This is a genomic window from Lonepinella sp. MS14434 (assembly GCF_042468235.1).
GTDB lineage: Bacteria > Pseudomonadota > Gammaproteobacteria > Enterobacterales > Pasteurellaceae > Lonepinella.
In genome coordinates, this window is record NZ_CP170386.1 from 1,850,626 (window position 1) to 1,868,833 (window position 18,208).

The following is an 18,208-nucleotide window of genomic DNA, read 5'->3' on the forward strand; positions in this document are numbered from 1 at the left end:
CTTTCTAACCATAAATCAACTTCCTCATCTAAGAAACATGAGTAATAAAATTCATCTGATCGTCCCGTAAAATATTTAGGTAAGGATATAAAATACTATCAGATAAATTGATCTTCATCAAAATTGCTTGTATTATAGGCAAAATTAGCAAGTTATCTTCTATTATTTACTTTTTACTCTCTTATTAAAAGGATCATTATTATGAACAACCATCAATCTTATGCAACAGTACAATCAATAGCTTCGAGGTCTAGAAAAAATTCAACCATGATGAAAGCAACAAACTGTTGTTTATCTAACACTAAAGCTAAATTCTTTACTTATAATCTTTTCACATCTGCACTGATATTGATAAGTGGACAAGCTTTTGCAGGAGCCGGGATTTATGTTAATGATGGAGAAGATGTGGGATGTTCTGTGACTTTTGATGGTGGCGAAACAAATAAGAATACTAATGAAACAGAAACTTATACTGGTATGTACTCACTTAATTCTAATTTACCCCCAAATAATAATAGAATTGATAGTGGCTTTACGATGAAAGCAGGGGCTGCTGATTATATAAAAACTTATTATCCTGTAAAGTCTTGTAAGCCAACCGATAAAGAAACCCAAACCTACAGAACTTTATTTTATGGCGATACTGACTATTCGGGTTCGAAAAGTTTAACCCTTGGTGGTCGTTTAGATGTTAACAGCGGGATTATTGGTGTAGGTAATCGTGGTAATAACGGTACGAATGCAACCAATAGTATTCGTATGGGGACAGGTAAATCATTAGATGCTACTAATGATAAAACCAATGCGATTACTATTGGGGTGAATTCGAGCGCTTCTGCTGAAAATGCGATTGCATTGGGTAATGCAACGACGGCTTCTGCAAATAATACTATTGCTATTGGTAATGGTACCGTTGCGAATGAAAAACAATCAGTCGTTATTGGTGATGGTGCGAGTTCATCATCAAATGCTGCGGTAGGATTAAATGTTGTTATTGGGGCGGGAGCAAAAGCGATTGATGATGCTACCAATAGTCGATCTTTCCAAAGTACGGTTATCGGCTCGAATGCAACCGCTGCAGGGGTGCGTACTTTAGCTGTAGGCTCAAATGCAACAACAGGTAGCGATTATGCCATTGCTATGGGTTATAATTCTACAGCACCAACGCTACATAGTTTGGCGTTAGGAAGTGATGCTCAAGTAAATGCAACGGCTACCAGCGACATCGCAAATGCGACAGCTATTACTAATAGTGGTAGTACATTATTATCTTCAACGGCTAATGATTCCATTGCTGCCATGGCATTAGGTCGTCAAGCAAAAGCAGCAGGTTATGCCGCGATCGCACAAGGGCTTAATGCCAATGCTAGTACGGCTTTCACGATTGCTTTAGGGGCAAATAGCCAAGCCAATAAAGTGGGTTCAACCGCTCTTGGTGCTTATACTTCAGCTACCGCAACTGGTAGCGTCGCATTAGGGGAATATAGTGTAGCAGATCGTGAACAGTTAATGGGTACAACAACCTATGGTACGGATCCGTTAAGTGCGGTTGATGATACAAAGAAAAAGGATAATGTGACTTGGCAGTCTAATGCAGGTGCAGTCTCTGTAGGTAGTGCAGCTCAGCGTAACCAATCTGGAGTTGATATTCCAGCTACTACACGTCAAATTACCAATCTTGCGGCAGGTACACAAGACACCGATGCGGTTAACGTTGCTCAATTAAAAGCAGCTGGTTTTAAATTAGCAACAACAGCTTCTGCTGGTGGAGTTGTTGATAATTCATCAACAGATGACAAAAATATTCAAAACGGTGAAACACTCACTGTTGATGCAGGCAAAAATATTAAAGTAACACAAACAGGTCAAAAAGTCAGTATTGCCACCCAAGATGATGTTGAATTTACAAGTGTCACAGCAGGCGGTACAAAAATTTCTTCTGCGGGCTTAACATTTGTTGATCTATTCACTGGTGATCAAAAAGATTATAGCCCAAGTATTACTGAAACAGGTATTAATGCAGGTGGTACTAAAATCACTAACGTTGCAGCGGGTGAGGCAGATACAGACGCAGTGAATGTTGCTCAGTTAGGAGAAGTGATTGCTTTATTAGATGAGAGTGTGGCGGCTTCACAAGAAGAAGTAAAATCTACGGATAACTCCGTGAAAGTAACCACAACAAAAAATACTGATCAAGCCAATGTATTTGACTTATCTGTCAATGTTGACGGTACAAGTATTACCAAAGATACCGCAACGGGTGAACTTAAAGCAAATACGGTTGGTTTTGCTCAAAATGCTAACGGAACAATAAAAGCAGAAGCAAATAACAATGCCTTAGCATCTGCAAAAGATATTGCAAATGCAATTAACAATGCTGGTTTTACCTTAAAAACATCGGCAAATGGTGGTAAGAAGATTTCTGGCGATGATGAAATCATTAATGCTGGAGATGAGATTAACTTGACTGCAGGTAAAAACTTAACCGTTCAACAAAATACGAAAGGTCAAGTTATCTTTAGCACAGCAGAAAATGTTGAGTTTACTACGGTAACTGCTGGTGGTACAAAAATTTCTTCTGCGGGCTTAACATTTGTTGATCCATTCACGGGTGTTCAAAAAGGTTATAGTCCAAGTATTACTGCAACAGGTATTAATGCAGGTGGTACTAAAATCACTAACGTTGCAGCGGGTGAGGCAGATACAGACGCAGTGAATGTTGCTCAGTTAGGAGAAGTGATTACTTTATTAGATGAGAGTGTGGCAGCTTCACAGGAAGAAGTAAAATCTACGGATAACTCCGTGAAAGTAACCACAACAAAAAATACCGATCAAGCCAATGTATTTGACTTATCTGTCAATGTTGATGGCACAAGTATTACCAAAGATAATACTGGAGCATTAACTGCAAATACAGCAGGTTTTACTACTGCTGATGGTTCAGTAAAATCCGAAGCGAATACTAATGCTTTAGCAACTTCAGCTGATGTTGCAAATGCGATTAATAGTGCTGGCTTTACTTTAACCACATCCGCAAATGGTGGTACAAAAGATTCAGGAGCTACAGCAGCTGAAATTATTAATCCAGGTGAAAAAATCGACTTAGCTGCAGGTGAAAATTTAGTGGTAACACAAGCCGCAAATGGTAAGATCACCTATTCTTTGGCTGATGAAATAGCCCTTGATAAAGTAACTACTGGCAATACTGTAATGGATACCAATGGTATTACTATTTCAGGTGGAACTGCCGATGTTAAACTAACTAATACAGGTTTAGATAACGGTGGTAATACAATTACTAATGTTGCTGATGGTGTAAATCAAACTGATGCGGTCAATGTGAATCAGTTAAACAAAGCTGCGAGCGCCGCAAAAACAACTGTTTCTTCTTCAGGTAGTGCAATTAACTTAACATCAAGCACTAACTCAACGACAGGTGCAACAGATTACAGTTTAGCTATTAATACTGTTACATTAGATACAGATGCAAACGGCAAAGTGAAAACACTTGGAGCAACAGATAGTGATAAATTAGTTACAGCAAATGATATTGCCACTGCTATTAACAGTGTTGGTTTTACAGCAAAAGCAAATGGTGATACAGGCGAGTTAATCACTGCTGGTGATGAAGTGAATTTCATTGATGGTAGTAATATCAAAATTACTCGTAACGGTAGTGATTTTACTGTTGCAACAGCAGATGAAGTAACATTTACAAAAGCAACTGCAAATACCGTTGTTGTTGGTGATCCTACAACAAACAGTACAACATTAACATCTACAGCAAACGGTTTAGATGTAGGTGGTGATAAAATTACCAATGTTGCTAACGGCGATATTTCACCAACCAGTACCGATGCAATTAATGGCTCACAGTTATCTAATACAACTAAAAGTATTGCAGATGCTTTAGGTGGTAGTTCAACAGTGAACACTGACGGAACGATTACTGCACCAGCTTATACTTTAGTGAGTGGTACTCCTGCACAAAATAGCACTAAAACCTATAATAGTGTAGGAAATGCACTTAATGCGTTAAATACAGCTGTTAATGCACCTCTTACTTTTGCGGCAGACAGTGGTACCAATGTTGAACGTCAATTAGGTAGTACCCTAAATATTAATGGTGATGCTAAAAATATCACCACAACCACTACATCTAATGGTGTAAAAGTGGCGTTAAACGATAATATCAGTGTTAAATCTGTTTCAGTCGAAAATGGACCGACAATTAACAGCTCTGGTATTCAAATGGCAAATCAACAGATTACTGGGTTAAAAAGTGGTTTAGATGGCACAACGATAGAACAAGTGGCTGCTCAAGGTGCATCTAGTCCAACATGGAATAATGCTGCAACAGTCGGTGATTTAGCACAGGTACAAAATAATGTAGTCAATTCTAATAATAGAATTAATCAGTTAAACGACAAAATAAACAATGTCGATAAAAAACTACGTGCGGGTGTTGCTGGTGCATTAGCAACTTCAGGTTTACCACAGGCTTATATCCCTGGTAAAAGTATGGTGGCTATTGCGGCTGGATCATTCAAAGGCGAAAATGCGTTAGCTGTTGGTGCGACACGTATCTCTGATAATGGAAAAGTCGTGCTTAAACTAACAGGTAATACCAATACTCGTGGCGATGTTGGTACCAGCGTAGGACTTGGATATCAATGGTAGTCTAGTTAATAGATTAACCTTATATTAAAAAAGTGCGGTATTTTTTACCGCACTTTTTATTTTAATTAAATCAATCACTTAGATTTATTATTAACAAAATCATCAACCGTATTTTTTAATATTACTAACTGTTGCTGCATTTGTTCATAATTGGCAGGATTCGCTTGCATGGCACTACGGAATAAGGACATAGCCGTTTCCATTTTGCCGTAATGGCTTAAACTGGCTCCACGCATGGATAATTCGTTAGCTCCCCAGGTTGCGCCGAAACGATGGAATTTAGCCTGAATTTCCTCGATCTTGTTACCTTTCAATGCTGTTTCTAAGGCTTGTAAAGGTGACACTACTTGCTCGGCAAATTTCTGACGATTTTTATCATGATTCACTGGGTTTTGCTCTTTCTCAAAAGCATAAAGGTCTTTAGAAATTTGTTCTACATTGGCTAAAGTTGGGTTAGCAATAGCGGTTTCAAGTGCTTTGCTAGTTTGCATTCCAGCTTGTGAGTTATGGGTTGGAAGAGCATTAAATTCTTGCTGTAAAGTTTGCAAATTGTTTTTGGCTTGTTCGCTATTTTCTTTTTTAACTGCGGACAAGGCATCCGATAAATGCACAAATAACGCTCCCAATTCAACTTTGGCATAAGCCGAAGTAGAGAAACATACGCCCAATAATAAACTCAATTTAAAGGGCTTCAAACAGGGCTTTACCCAAGTAGTCATTTTCATCTTTTACTCCTGCGAAACAAGCGAACAGTCCACTGCCAATATGGGTAATGTACTCGTTCATTTTATCAATATTACCTAACTTATTTTGAATGGTAATAAATTGTTGTGGATCTTTTTGATAGGAAATAAACAATAATCCTGCATCAAATTGTCCTGTACGCGGATCGATACCACTGGAATAAGAAAACGATCGGCGTAACATTTTTAGCCCTGTTTTATGGGCAAGGTGCATGTGAGAATCTTCTGGTACAACAGGCTGACCTTTGGCATCTTTTTTATCTAAATCAACGGGATCAAATTCTTTTTTCTGACCATAAGCCGCCCCCGAGTCACGATGACGACCAAAAGTATGCTGTTGTTCGTTTAAGTTGGTGCGATCCCAAGTTTCCAAGAACATCTGAATTTTACGCACCACTAGGAATGAACCGCCTTTCAGCCAGTTATTACCCTCATACCATACCGTCTTATCCAGTTCTTCTCCCTTTGGATTCCCCGTACCGTCACGGAAACCGAACAGATTGCGTGGCGTGTCCGTACCCTCAAAAGAATTAAACCCTGATTGGCTCCAACGCATGGTGATTTCCGAACGGGCAACACGGACTAAATTTCGTACTGCATGAAATGCCACTTGCGGATCGTCTGCACAGGCTTGAATACAAATATCTCCCCCAGTAAATTCTTCTTTCAGTTGATCACGTGGAAAATGCGGTAAATCGACTAATTCTGCTGGTTTAGCTTTCTCAATACCTAATTTAGTAAAGAAACTTGGGCTTACGCCAAAAGTCAGTGTTAAATTATACGGATTTAAGCTATCCGCTTCACCCGTGTCAACTGCGGGTACATAACCATTTTGACTATAGGTTTGTACATTTTTGCCTTGTGTTAATTGGCGACTGTATTCCGTCCATGTTTTAAACATTTGGTGAATCTCGCCGACATCTTGGCTGTGTAAATCCAACACGATAAAATAAATATGATGTTGTGCTGGAGTGGTGATACCTTGTTGGTGTGTATTGAAAAATGGATAGATATTTTTAATGGTGATTTTTTCGCGTGGTTCTAAAGAATAAGCGGTGCTAGCCATTAAGCCAGCACCGACAATTACACTATTCTTTAAGAAATCACGCCGAGCATTATTGGTATAACGCATTGTGACTTCTCCCTGATTATTTATCTAAAATAACACCTAACTGAGCTAATGGTTCACCCAATTTGTTCACCGCTTCTGCAAGAGCTTTGGTGTCTTCTTTCGTTAAAGTATTGTACGGCACATATTCATAACCTGTGCTAGATTTATTATATTTTTGTAATAAATCATTGACTTCTTTGAAATGTTTCTCAATTTTTACACTTAACTTAGCATCTTTTTTCAATAATTCCGGTTTGAATAATTCATAGATTTTTTCTGCCCCTTCAATATTGGCTTTAAAATCATACAAGTCAGTTTTGGAGAAAATATCTTCTTCACCCGTCACTTTACTGGTGGAAACTTCATTTAATAAATCTACTGCACCAGTAATCATTAACTCTGGCGTAACTTCGGCCGTTGGAATTTTAGCACGCAACTCTTTTACGTCTTTGAGTAACTGATCGGCAGTTTCTTCCGTGCCTTTGGTGGTATTTTGTTCCCATAATACTTTTTCAATTTTGTGGAAACCAGACCAATCTTTTTCCCCCTTACCTTCTTCCTCAAGATCAGCAAGACGGGCATCAATACGTGGGTCTAAATCACCAAAACTTTCGGCAATCGGCTCGGAACGCTCATAATACATACGAGCAAGCGGATAAACGGCTTTGGCTTTTTCCACATCACCATTTTTTAATGCTCCAACAAACGATTCTGTTTGAGTAACTAGTTCATCAATTTGAACAACTACAAAATCTTTATAATCTTTTGTTTCTTTTGATAAATCTGCCGCCATCGCTGGGGTAGATAGAAGTAACCCTGAAATCACTGCTGTAATAAGTTTTAAACGCATATAAATTCTCCTTGGCTGAGATGAAAATAAAATGAAAAACCGCCTTTATCTTAGATCAAATAAAAATAATTCTCAATATACTATTAATATATTTTACTAAGGCAAGGCATTTCTTAATTGCCCTTGATATTCTGCCAATAACGCTTTTGCTTGATGAATATCTAGTTGAGCTAAAATCATCATAATCGCCACTTTGCTGTTATTTTCCGCCAATTTTAACGCTTTAATCGCTTTATATTCTGAGCAATCAGTGGCTTGCATCACAATACGAACAGCACGGGCTTTCAATTTTTCATTGCTGGCTTGCACATCCACCATTAAATTTTGGTAGCATTTTCCCAACAAAATCATACTCGCTGTGGTGAGCATATTGAGTACTAATTTTTGGGCTGTGCCTGATTTCATTCGACTTGACCCCGTCAGCACTTCCGCCCCCACCACGGTTTCAATAGCAATATCGGCAAGTTCCGCCATTTTAGAATCAGGGTTACTGGCAATCGCTACTGTAGTCGCTCCCAGTTCATGGGCATATTGCAATGCTCCTATGACATAGGGTGTTCGACCACTCGCCGCAATCCCAACCAATACATCTTGCTTAGAAAAATCGATCTGTTGCAGATCAATTTTACCTTGTGCAAGATTATCTTCCGCCCCTTCGATTGGGTGACGTAAGGCTTGTTCTCCTCCCGCAATCAAACCCACCACCATAGCAGGATCAACACCAAAAGTTGGGGGACATTCGGAAGCATCTAACACACCTAATCGTCCACTGGTACCAGCCCCAATATAAACTAACCGACCGCCAGCTTGAAAGGCTTGCACAATTTTTTCTACTGCAACCGCAATTTGTGGCAAGCATTTTTCAATGGCTAGTGGCACAGTTTTATCTTGCTGATTGATTAAGCTAACAATTTCCAACGCAGTCATTTGATCTATGTTGGTAGATTCGGGATTGCGTTGCTCGGTGAGCATTTGCCCGAGAGCGTTGAGTAAGTTTTTTTCTGTCATTTTTGTTTCCTATTTTGGAAAAATCACCCCTAAACTCACCGCACTTTTTGCCCTCGTAACCGTAGGCAAGTTGCTCGGTAAATTGTTTATGCGTTGATAAGCCAGCCACGCAAAGGCAGCCGCCTCCATATAGTCCACATCAAACCCTACCGCATCGGTTTGTGCTACTTGCCATTGGGGTAATAACGCCGTTAAACGTTGCATTATTAACGGATTTTTCGCTCCACCACCACAGACCAATAATTCACAAGGCAAATCTGTCTTTTCTAGTGTGAGTAGCTCATTCGCTATGCCTTGTACGGTAAATTCAAGTAACGTGCGTTGCACATCTTGCGATGAAAGTGCGGTGTGTTTTTGCAATTTTTTTTCTAACCAAGCTAAATTAAACAGCTCTCGCCCTGTACTTTTCGGCGGTGCTTGGCTAAAAAAAGGATCGTCTAATAAATCCGCCAATAAGCCCTGATCAACTTGTCCGCTGGCAGCCCAAGCACCATTTTTATCGTAACGTTTGCCTTGATGTTTTTCAATCCAACCATCTAACAGCGTATTACCCACGCCGACATCATAGCCGATAGTTGGACAATTTGGATTTAGCACGGAAATATTACTAATTCCACCGATATTTAAAATCACTCTTAGCTTATCGGGTGTACTTAACATAGCCTGATGAAAGGCTGGTACCAGTGGTGCACCTTGCCCTCCCACTGCCATATCTTTACGGCGAAAATCGCCAACAGTGGTGATACCCGTTTGAGTGGCAACAATATTCATATCGCCAATTTGCATGGTGAAAGGATAAGCTGAATTGGGCGAATGCCATACGGTTTGACCGTGACAGCCAATGGCTAAAATCTGTTCCAATTTTAACCGCAGTTTAGCAAGAAATTGATTGACACAATCGGCATAAAGTACACCCAGTTGATGATCTAGCTCGCCTAAATCTTGCAAACTGGTTTGTCCCGATTGCACAAGTGCGGTGATTTTTTGCCGAATTTTTTCGGGCATCGGTATGAAATTGCACGCGATGATTTTGGGTGGATTTAGTCCAAAATCTATTAATGCCAAATCCACGCCGTCAAGGCTAGTACCAGACATAATGCCGATATAGTATTGTGTAGTCATAATCTGATTTGATAAGAAATTTGTTTCATTATAACGAGATTAGATCATTTCACAAATTTTGTGTAAAATACAACGCAGTTAATTCTATTTGAGAAACGAACCATGACAAAACTAAGCGTAGTGATTCTCGCCGCAGGCAAAGGCACCAGAATGTATTCTGATTTACCTAAAGTATTACACAAGGTGGCTGGCAAGCCAATGGTGAAGCACGTGATTGATACTGCCAAACAATTAAATGCTGAACAAATCCATTTAATTTATGGACACGGTGCAGATTTATTAAAACAACGTTTAGCAGATGAGCCTGTAAATTGGGTTTTCCAAGCAGAACAGTTAGGTACGGGACACGCCATGCAACAAGCTGCACCATTTTTTAACGATGATGAAAATATTTTGATGCTGTATGGCGATGCCCCTTTGATTACACAGGAAACGTTACAAAAATTGATTGCGGCTAAACCGCAAAATGGTATTGCGTTATTAACTGTGCAACTAGACAATCCTACAGGTTACGGACGAATTATTCGTCAAAATGGTTCAGTGGTGGCGATTGTTGAACAGAAAGATGCCAATCCTGAACAATTAAAAATTAACGAAGTAAACACGGGCGTGATGGTATCAGACGGAGCGAGTTTCAAAAAATGGTTAAGCCGTTTAAATAATAACAATGCTCAAGGCGAATACTATATGACGGACGTAATCGGGCTGGCAAATCAAGACGGTTGTCAAGTTGCTGCGGTGATAGCAGACGATATTATGGAAGTAGAGGGGGCAAATAATCGTTTGCAACTCAATGCGTTAGAACGTTATTACCAACGTAAACAAGCTAGTCGTTTATTATTAGCAGGTGTGAGCTTGGCAGATCCTGAACGCTTTGATTTACGTGGCGAATTAAGCCATGGTAAAGATTGCGAAATTGATATTAACGTGATTATTGAAGGCAACGTACAATTAGGTAATGGGGTAAAAATTGGTTCCGGTTGCGTACTAAAAAATGTGGTAGTAGGGGATAATGTTGAAATTAAACCTTATTCTGTATTTGAAGACTGCGTGATCGGCGAAAAATCATCTATTGGACCATTCAGTCGTTTACGCCCGGGAGCAGAATTAAGTGCAGAAACCCATATTGGTAACTTTGTAGAAATCAAAAAAGCCAACATCGGTAAAGGTTCAAAAGTCAATCACTTAACTTATGTGGGAGACGCAGAAATCGGTGCCAATGTAAATGTAGGTGCGGGGGTCATTACTTGTAATTATGATGGTGCCAATAAATTTAAAACCGTAATTGGGGATAATGTATTTGTCGGTTCTGACTGTCAACTGGTTGCCCCTGTGACTATTGCAGATGGTGCAACAATCGGTGCGGGTACAACGATCACCAGAGATGTAAGTGAAAATGAACTCGTCATTAGCCGTGTGCCACAACGTCATATTCAAGGCTGGCAACGACCGGTGAAAAAGAAATAATACTTTATTTAAAGAGAAATTTATCAGTTTACTCTTTAGTTGACGCAGAATATAAATGAACTGATAGATGATATGGATTTCAACTTGATCCATATCAAAAAAACATATAAAACTTCAAAATTTTTTCAGAAATTTGATCTAGTTAACGTTTTTTCTTCTCAAAAAGTAATAGAATAGCTTATCTTTTAACTTTTAATTTTTAATTTTCTAACTCTAATGAGGTAATTTATGACTGACTTAAACAAAGTAATCAAAGAACTTAGTGATCTTGGTATCAATGGTGTAACAGAAATTGTTCATAACCCAAGTTATGAATTTCTATTCGCCGAAGAAACCAAAGAAGGTTTACAAGGCTATGAAAAAGGTATTGTAACCACAACTGGTGCAGTTGCCGTTGATACCGGTATTTTCACTGGTCGTTCACCAAAAGATAAATATATTGTTTTAGATGACAAATCAAAAGACACCGTGTGGTGGACTAGCGATGCAGCTAAAAACGATAACAAACCAATGAATCAAGAAACTTGGGCAAGTTTGAAATCTTTAGTGACTAATCAACTTTCTGGCAAACGTTTATTTGTGATTGATGCATTCTGTGGTGCAAACGAAGATACACGTTTAGCAGTTCGTATCGTCACTGAAGTTGCATGGCAAGCTCACTTTGTGAAAAATATGTTCATTCGCCCAAGCGAAGCTGAACTAGCTAACTTCAAACCTGATTTCGTGGTCATGAACGGTTCTAAAGTCACCAATCCAAATTGGAAAGAACAAGGTTTAAATAGTGAAAACTTTGTCGCATTCAACATTACTGAAGGCGTGCAATTAATCGGTGGTACATGGTACGGCGGTGAAATGAAAAAAGGTATGTTCTCAATGATGAACTACTTCTTACCATTACGTGGTGTCGCATCCATGCACTGTTCTGCCAACGTGGGCGAAAAAGGCGATGTAGCAGTATTCTTCGGCTTATCAGGTACAGGTAAAACCACCCTTTCTACTGACCCTAAACGTAAATTAATCGGTGATGATGAACACGGTTGGGACGATGACGGTGTATTCAACTACGAAGGTGGTTGCTATGCAAAAACGATCAACCTATCTAAAGAAAACGAACCTGACATCTATGGTGCCATCAAACGTGATGCGTTATTAGAAAACGTGGTAGTTCGTGCTGACGGTTCTGTTGACTTTGCAGACGGTTCAAAAACAGAAAATACACGTGTTTCTTACCCAATTTATCACATTGATAATATCGTTGAACCAGTATCTAAAGCAGGTCATGCGAAAAAAGTGATTTTCTTAACTGCGGACGCATTCGGTGTATTACCACCAGTATCTAAATTAACCCCAGAACAAACTAAATACTACTTCTTATCTGGTTTCACTGCGAAATTAGCAGGTACAGAACGTGGTATCACTGAACCAACCCCAACATTCTCAGCTTGTTTCGGTGCAGCATTCTTAAGTTTACACCCAACTCAATACGCTGAAGTGTTAGTAAAACGTATGGAAGCTGCTGGTGCAGAAGCCTACTTAGTGAACACTGGTTGGAACGGTACAGGTAAACGTATTTCAATCAAAGATACGCGTGGTATTATCGATGCAATCTTAGACGGTTCAATCGACAAAGCAGAAACCAAAACATTGCCAATCTTCAATGTAGCAGTGCCAACTGCCTTACCAAACGTTGATCCTGCGATCTTAGATCCACGTGATACTTATGCAGACAAAGCACAATGGCAAACTAAAGCAGAAGATTTAGCTAACCGTTTTGTGAAAAACTTTGAAAAATATACTGTAACTGCAGAAGGTAAAGCGTTAGTGGCAGCAGGTCCAAAAGCGTAATATTGACAGTTAAATAAAACGATTAAGTGCGGTGAAAATTTCTTTTGTTTTTCACCGCACTTTTTGTTTCCCAAGAAAATATCTCAATATCCAACCAATAATATTTTATCAGTCGTTATTTCTTTAACGCCCCTAAAATCCCACGCATAATCTGCTTGGTGACTTGACTACGAATACTTCGTCCCACCGATTTACTTAAACCACTGACAATTTCTTCTGTCACGGTTAACTTTTCGCCACGTTTTTTAGTGCCAAAAATCATTCGACTCAATGAACCCAATACACCCTCGCTTTCTTGTTGTTCCGCTTGTTGGGCTTGTTGTTGTGCCACTTGATCTAAATTAGCTTGTTCCGCTAACATCTCAAAGGCAGAATGGTTATCTACATAATTGTTATAATAAGCAAATAAATCATCATCTTTAACCCATGATTGACGTTGCTCTTGCGTTAATGGTGTAAGCTGGCTTTTGGGTGGATAAATGGTCGCAATTTCCACTGGTGTTGGCATCCCTTTTTCATCTAGGAATGAAACTAATGCCTCGCCTACACCTAAGGTGGTAATGGCTTCCACCACATTCACACCTTTATTGGCACGGAACGTTTCGGCTGCAGTTTTCACCGCTTTTTGATCTCTCGGCGTAAAGGCTCGCAACGCATGTTGGACACGATTACCCAGTTGACCTAACACAGTTTCTGGCAAATCTAATGGATTTTGCGTGACAAAATAAATACCCACGCCTTTAGAACGAATTAAACGGACTACTTGCTCCACTTTTTCAATTAAGACACTTGGGGCACCATCAAATAACAAATGAGCTTCATCAAAGAACATCACAAATTTTGGTTTATCTGGATCACCCACTTCAGGTAATTGCTCGAATAATTCAGCCATTAACCACAACAAAAATGCACTGTACATACGAGATGAATTAATTAATTTTTCTGAATTCAAAATATTAATTACGCCACGTCCATCACGAGTTTGTAACCAGTCTTCCAAATTTAATGCAGGCTCACCAAATAATTTTTCCGCCCCCTCATTTTCAAGGGTCAATAAGGCACGCTGAATTGCCCCCACACTGGCAGCGGAAATATTGCCATATTGTAATTGAAATTCCTTAGCGTTATCGGCGAGATATTTCAACATCGCACGCAGATCTTTCAAATCAATAAGCAACAACCCTTTATCGTCTGCCACACGGAATAGAATATTTAATAAGCCTTCTTGAGTTGGATTGAGATTTAATAAACGAGAAAGCAACAATGGACCCATTTCCGAGATTGTGGTACGTAATGGAATCCCTGTTTCGCCGAATACATCCCAAAAAGAAACTGGATAACTGTTTAAATAGTTTTCACCACCTAAGCTAAATTGTTCAATACGTTCCGCAATTTTGCCTTGCATGGTGCCTTTCACCGTCATACCTGAAAGATCGCCTTTTACATCGACCAAAAATACAGGCACGCCGTTATCACTAAATTCTTCCGCTAATTTACGCAAAGTGACGGTTTTCCCTGTCCCCGTTGCCCCAGCGATTAAGCCATGACGGTTTGCCATTTTGGCATTGATCCCGAAACTGTGTCCCTCACTATTGCGTGCGATTTCAAATATATTCATGAAATATCCTTTATGTTGTAAATTTTGAGCATAATAAGAGAAAAATGACTGTTAGTCAAAAAATGAGATTTTGTGATCTTGATTCCAAAATCTAGCAAAAAATCTCGACTCTTTTCCTTTCGACTTATAACCTAAAATTTCCGAAAAACCAACCGCACTTTTATCATTCTCATGCAAAATATCGAACTCTTATTACGTCTAATGCAAGTACCTAATCTTGGTGCAAATGCAATTCAAGAAATTTTAACTCAAATCACACCACAAACCCTGTTAGATTACGATGAAACCGCTTTTCATCACATTGGCTGGCAAGCAAAACAAATTCAACGTTGGTTTCACCCAGAACAAAAATATATTGAACCACCACTGGAATGGCAACAAGCTGATACAAATCATCATATTGTGGCTTACTATCAAGCAGAATATCCGCAATTATTAAAGCAAATTAATTCCGTTCCGCCGTTGTTGTTTGTAAAAGGCAATGTGGAAAATCTAAATCTGGCTCAACTGGCGATTGTAGGTAGTCGGGATTGCTCTAATTACGGTGAATATTGGGCTAAATATTTTGCCACAGAATTGATTCGATCAGGATTTATTGTTACCAGTGGATTAGCGATTGGAATTGACGGTTTCGCACACAAAGCAGTGGTTGAAATGCAAAGTAAAACGATTGCTGTATTAGGCAGTGGATTACAACAAATTTATCCCAGTCGGCATAAAGGATTAGCGGAACAAATTCTAGTTAATAATGGCACGTTGGTATCAGAATTTTTACCCAACCAACCGCCCGTTGCCACTAACTTCCCAAGACGAAACCGCATTATTAGTGGCATGTCGCAAGGCGTGTTGGTAGTCGAAGCAAATCAAAAAAGCGGATCACTAATTACCGCCCGTTATGCCCTAGAGCAAAATCGAGATGTATTTGCCTTACCTGGTAATTTGCATAATCAATATAGCCAAGGATGCCATCATCTGATTAAACAAGGGGCAAATTTAGTGGAATCGGTGCAGGATATTATTGAAAATCTCGCTCCTTATTCGTTACCCATGAATGGCTTTGCTCCCAACACGACTAGTCAAAATACAGAGTTACCTTTTAATGTTATTGAGCCAACATATCCTGATTTATATGCTTTAATCGGCTATAACCCCATTAGTATTGATGAACTGGCGGAACAGTCCAAAATTTCAGTTGATGTCCTGTTAGGGCAATTATTGACGCTAGAATTAGAAGAACTCATTGAATGTGAAAGGGGGCTATATAAACGACGATTATAAGAACCATCTAGCGTAGGGCTAGAAACAGCAAACCCCACGCTGTCTAGAGTGGGGCTTACAAAAAGGAACTGGATTATGATAATTAAGTTGTTAATCCTTGTTATCTTATTAGCTATGGCTCTACCCGCCTACTAATAATTTAACTAAAGTCCTAGTGGTAGTAGCAGCTACCGCTAGGCAGTTCCTAAATACTAATCAATTTTTACGCTAAATGCAACATCTTATTTTCGACTTATGGCGATAATCTTTCTATCACCCAATGCTCTTTTTCCAACCGATAACGAATACGATCATGTAGGCGGCTCGGGCGACCTTGCCAAAATTCGATCATCTCAGGAATCACGATATAACCACCCCAATGCGGTGGACGTGGCACATTTAATGGGTGTTTAGCTGCTATCTGTGCCGCCTTGGCTAATAACACATTTTTGCTAGAAATCACCGCACTTTGCTCACTCGCCCATGCCCCTACTCGACTGGTATAAGGACGTGATGCAAAATATTCATCGGATTGTACAGCGGATAATTTTTCCACTCTGCCTTCAATTCTGACTTGTCGCTCTAACTCGCCCCAAAAGAAATTTAAAGCCGTAAACGGTGTATGTTGCAACGCTCGACCCTTTTGACTGTGATAATTAGTAAAGAAAACAAACCCTTGCTCATTCACTTCTTTTAACAACACCACTCGGCTAGTTGGCTTACCTTGTTCATTCACCGTTGCCACATTCATTGCGGTTGGCTCACATACTTTGGCTGTTATCGCTTCATTTAACCAATGTTCAAATTGTTTTAATGGATCGGCAAGGCATTGTTTACGAGATAACGCCTGTTTACTGTAATCTTCTCGAATATTGTGTAAATCCATCTTTTTATTCCTAATTTAATCCAAGCTATTCATTGCATTAATCAACCTAATTTCGTCAAAATGACGCACATCTTCGGCTAAAATAGGTATTTCTTGCAGTCTGCTTTGTTGTAACAAAAACTCTCGTTGCGTACCTTTTAATAATGGCGTATTAGGTGTAAACCAATCTTTTCCCTGACGAAACACTAAATTGCCAATACTACAATCGGTAACGTGACCTTTTTTAATAATCATAATTTCATCAGCCTGACCTTTTTGCTTAACTAATTGATTGAGCAGGAAACGATCCTGATATTTCAATGAATAATCTATATCGTCACAAATCACAGGTTGAAAATGACGATAGATTTTGCGTTGATAAGGGAAAAATTGCACAGCATAATGTTGATGATTATAAGCAATGCGACAACGAATTAAAGGGCTATCAAGTGCGGTGTAAAATTGACTATTTTCTGCAATAATTCGCCAAAGGTCGTGAATTTTAACCGCAGTTTCCCTATAAAATTGCGATAATGATTTCTCATAACGCTGTTGATGTAAAGCGATATTTCTAACCATCCCTTGTTCAAGACAAATGGTTTCAAATAACGGAAATATCATAATGCTTTCCTTAATGGGATATAAACTTTTTGCAATAATTCAGCATATTCTTGCTCTAATTGGCTTTGTCTTGTGATGCCACCACCGCTGCGGAAAAGCATTTTCTCACCACACTGTTCAATAAACCGAATAGCTACTGCACTGTCTATGTTCTCACCGTCAAAAATACCAAAAATGCCCGTATAATAACCCCGTTCTTTCTTTTCCGCTTGTTGGATAATTTCCACCGTTTTTTCTTTAGGCGCTCCACTAATTGAGCCAGCAGGCAAAAGTTTGGCTAAAATATTCCCAATCTTTTCTTGCCAATTTTCCGCAAGTTCACCGACAATTTCCGAACTTGTTTGTAAAATTGCCCCTTTTTCAGTTTCAATACGATCTACATAACGAAAACGGCGAACTTCAATATTTTCCGCCACTGTGGCTAAATCATTTCGCATTAAATCGACAATCGTGTAATGCTCTGACTGCTCTTTTTGAGATGCCATTAATTGTTGTTCTGCATTAGGTAACGTAGCGTCAATAGTACCTTTCATGGGATAAGTAACAATTTGATTTTGTTGTGTTCTGACAAAACATTCTGGCGAAAAACAAACAAAATGATTTTGATAATAAAGTTTGTACTTTGCTTGGGCTTGCTCGAAAACCTCTAATAAAGAAAAATTAGTTTTTATTTCAGTAGGATAAGTAAGATTCAACAAATAGGAATTACCCTTTTGCAAGGCTTGTTGAACGACTTCAAAACCCCATTGATATTCACTTTTTGACATGGCAAGTGCGGTTAAATTTAAGGCTTTTTTTGACCGCACTTTTTCCGTTGGATAATTCGTTTTGCCTTGTAAATCAAAAAATAACCCTTGTTTTTCCATTTTCTCAAGGGGAAAAATCAGCGGTTTTTTCTGTTCGAAATCAACCAGAAAGAAAAATGGTTGGCGTTGTTTCCCAAACTGATTGGCTTGTGCAATAAAAGCGTTAAACGGCATAAAAGAGTAGGGTCTGTTGACCTTAAATAAATCAAACAAAA

13 protein-coding genes are annotated in these 18,208 nt (G+C 39.1%); 4 read left to right on the plus strand and 9 right to left on the minus strand.

Features of this window, described 5'->3' with window-relative positions:
* Positions 1-267: 267 nt before the first annotated feature.
* A complete protein-coding gene (locus O1Q79_RS08960; protein ID WP_386691841.1) occupies positions 268-4,680 on the plus strand; it encodes a YadA-like family protein in 4,413 nt (1,470 codons plus the stop codon).
* A 74-nt stretch (positions 4,681-4,754) separates the two neighbouring features.
* On the opposite strand, the gene O1Q79_RS08965 is transcribed toward O1Q79_RS08960, so the two are convergent.
* From O1Q79_RS08965 to O1Q79_RS08985, 5 genes are all read right to left on the minus strand, one after another.
* Positions 4,755-5,405, minus strand: a complete 651-nt coding sequence (locus O1Q79_RS08965) for a hypothetical protein (protein WP_386691843.1) — start codon at positions 5,403-5,405, stop codon at positions 4,755-4,757.
* Entirely contained in the window at positions 5,362-6,555 is a 1,194-nt protein-coding gene (efeB, locus tag O1Q79_RS08970; protein WP_386691845.1) for an iron uptake transporter deferrochelatase/peroxidase subunit, read from the minus strand. Before efeB ends, O1Q79_RS08965 begins: the two co-directional genes overlap by 44 nt.
* Positions 6,556-6,571: 16 nt before the next feature.
* Positions 6,572-7,384 (minus strand): iron uptake system protein EfeO, encoded by an 813-nt coding sequence (gene efeO / locus O1Q79_RS08975; RefSeq protein ID WP_386691847.1) that lies wholly within the window; start codon positions 7,382-7,384, stop codon positions 6,572-6,574.
* A gap of 96 nt (positions 7,385-7,480) precedes the next feature.
* Entirely contained in the window at positions 7,481-8,392 is a 912-nt protein-coding gene (gene murQ, locus O1Q79_RS08980) for an N-acetylmuramic acid 6-phosphate etherase (protein WP_386691849.1), read from the minus strand.
* 9 nt (positions 8,393-8,401) lie between these two features.
* Entirely contained in the window at positions 8,402-9,514 is a 1,113-nt protein-coding gene (locus O1Q79_RS08985; RefSeq protein WP_386691851.1) for an anhydro-N-acetylmuramic acid kinase, read from the minus strand.
* 102 nt (positions 9,515-9,616) lie between these two features.
* Here O1Q79_RS08985 and glmU point away from each other — a divergent pair, with 102 nt between their 5' ends.
* Together glmU and pckA are read left to right on the plus strand one after the other, a co-directional pair.
* The gene (gene glmU, locus O1Q79_RS08990; RefSeq protein ID WP_386691853.1) at positions 9,617-10,981 is read left to right on the plus strand and encodes a bifunctional UDP-N-acetylglucosamine diphosphorylase/glucosamine-1-phosphate N-acetyltransferase GlmU; all 1,365 of its coding nucleotides are present in this window, start codon (positions 9,617-9,619) and stop codon (positions 10,979-10,981) included.
* A gap of 228 nt (positions 10,982-11,209) precedes the next feature.
* A complete protein-coding gene (gene pckA / locus O1Q79_RS08995; protein ID WP_386691855.1) occupies positions 11,210-12,826 on the plus strand; it encodes a phosphoenolpyruvate carboxykinase (ATP) in 1,617 nt (538 codons plus the stop codon).
* A 115-nt stretch (positions 12,827-12,941) separates the two neighbouring features.
* On the opposite strand, the gene O1Q79_RS09000 is transcribed toward pckA, so the two are convergent.
* Positions 12,942-14,444, minus strand: coding sequence for a helicase HerA-like C-terminal domain-containing protein (locus O1Q79_RS09000; RefSeq protein WP_386691857.1), 1,503 nt, complete (start codon positions 14,442-14,444; stop codon positions 12,942-12,944).
* 171 nt (positions 14,445-14,615) lie between these two features.
* Here O1Q79_RS09000 and dprA point away from each other — a divergent pair, with 171 nt between their 5' ends.
* Positions 14,616-15,722 carry a DNA-processing protein DprA gene (gene dprA, locus O1Q79_RS09005; protein ID WP_386691859.1) on the plus strand — a complete coding sequence of 369 codons (1,107 nt, stop codon included), beginning with the start codon at positions 14,616-14,618 and terminating at the stop codon, positions 15,720-15,722.
* A gap of 232 nt (positions 15,723-15,954) precedes the next feature.
* Here the strand turns inward: dprA and pdxH are convergent, their stop codons facing one another.
* From pdxH to O1Q79_RS09020, 3 genes are read right to left on the minus strand one after another with little or no spacing between them, the layout of a single operon-like run.
* Positions 15,955-16,587 carry a pyridoxamine 5'-phosphate oxidase gene (gene pdxH, locus O1Q79_RS09010; protein ID WP_386691861.1) on the minus strand — a complete coding sequence of 211 codons (633 nt, stop codon included), beginning with the start codon at positions 16,585-16,587 and terminating at the stop codon, positions 15,955-15,957.
* A gap of 15 nt (positions 16,588-16,602) precedes the next feature.
* Positions 16,603-17,184, minus strand: coding sequence for an aminotransferase class IV family protein (locus O1Q79_RS09015; protein ID WP_386693385.1), 582 nt, complete (start codon positions 17,182-17,184; stop codon positions 16,603-16,605).
* A complete protein-coding gene (locus O1Q79_RS09020; RefSeq protein WP_386691863.1) occupies positions 17,184-18,167 on the minus strand; it encodes an aminodeoxychorismate synthase component I in 984 nt (327 codons plus the stop codon). Before O1Q79_RS09020 ends, O1Q79_RS09015 begins: the two co-directional genes overlap by 1 nt.
* Positions 18,168-18,208: the final 41 nt, after the last annotated feature.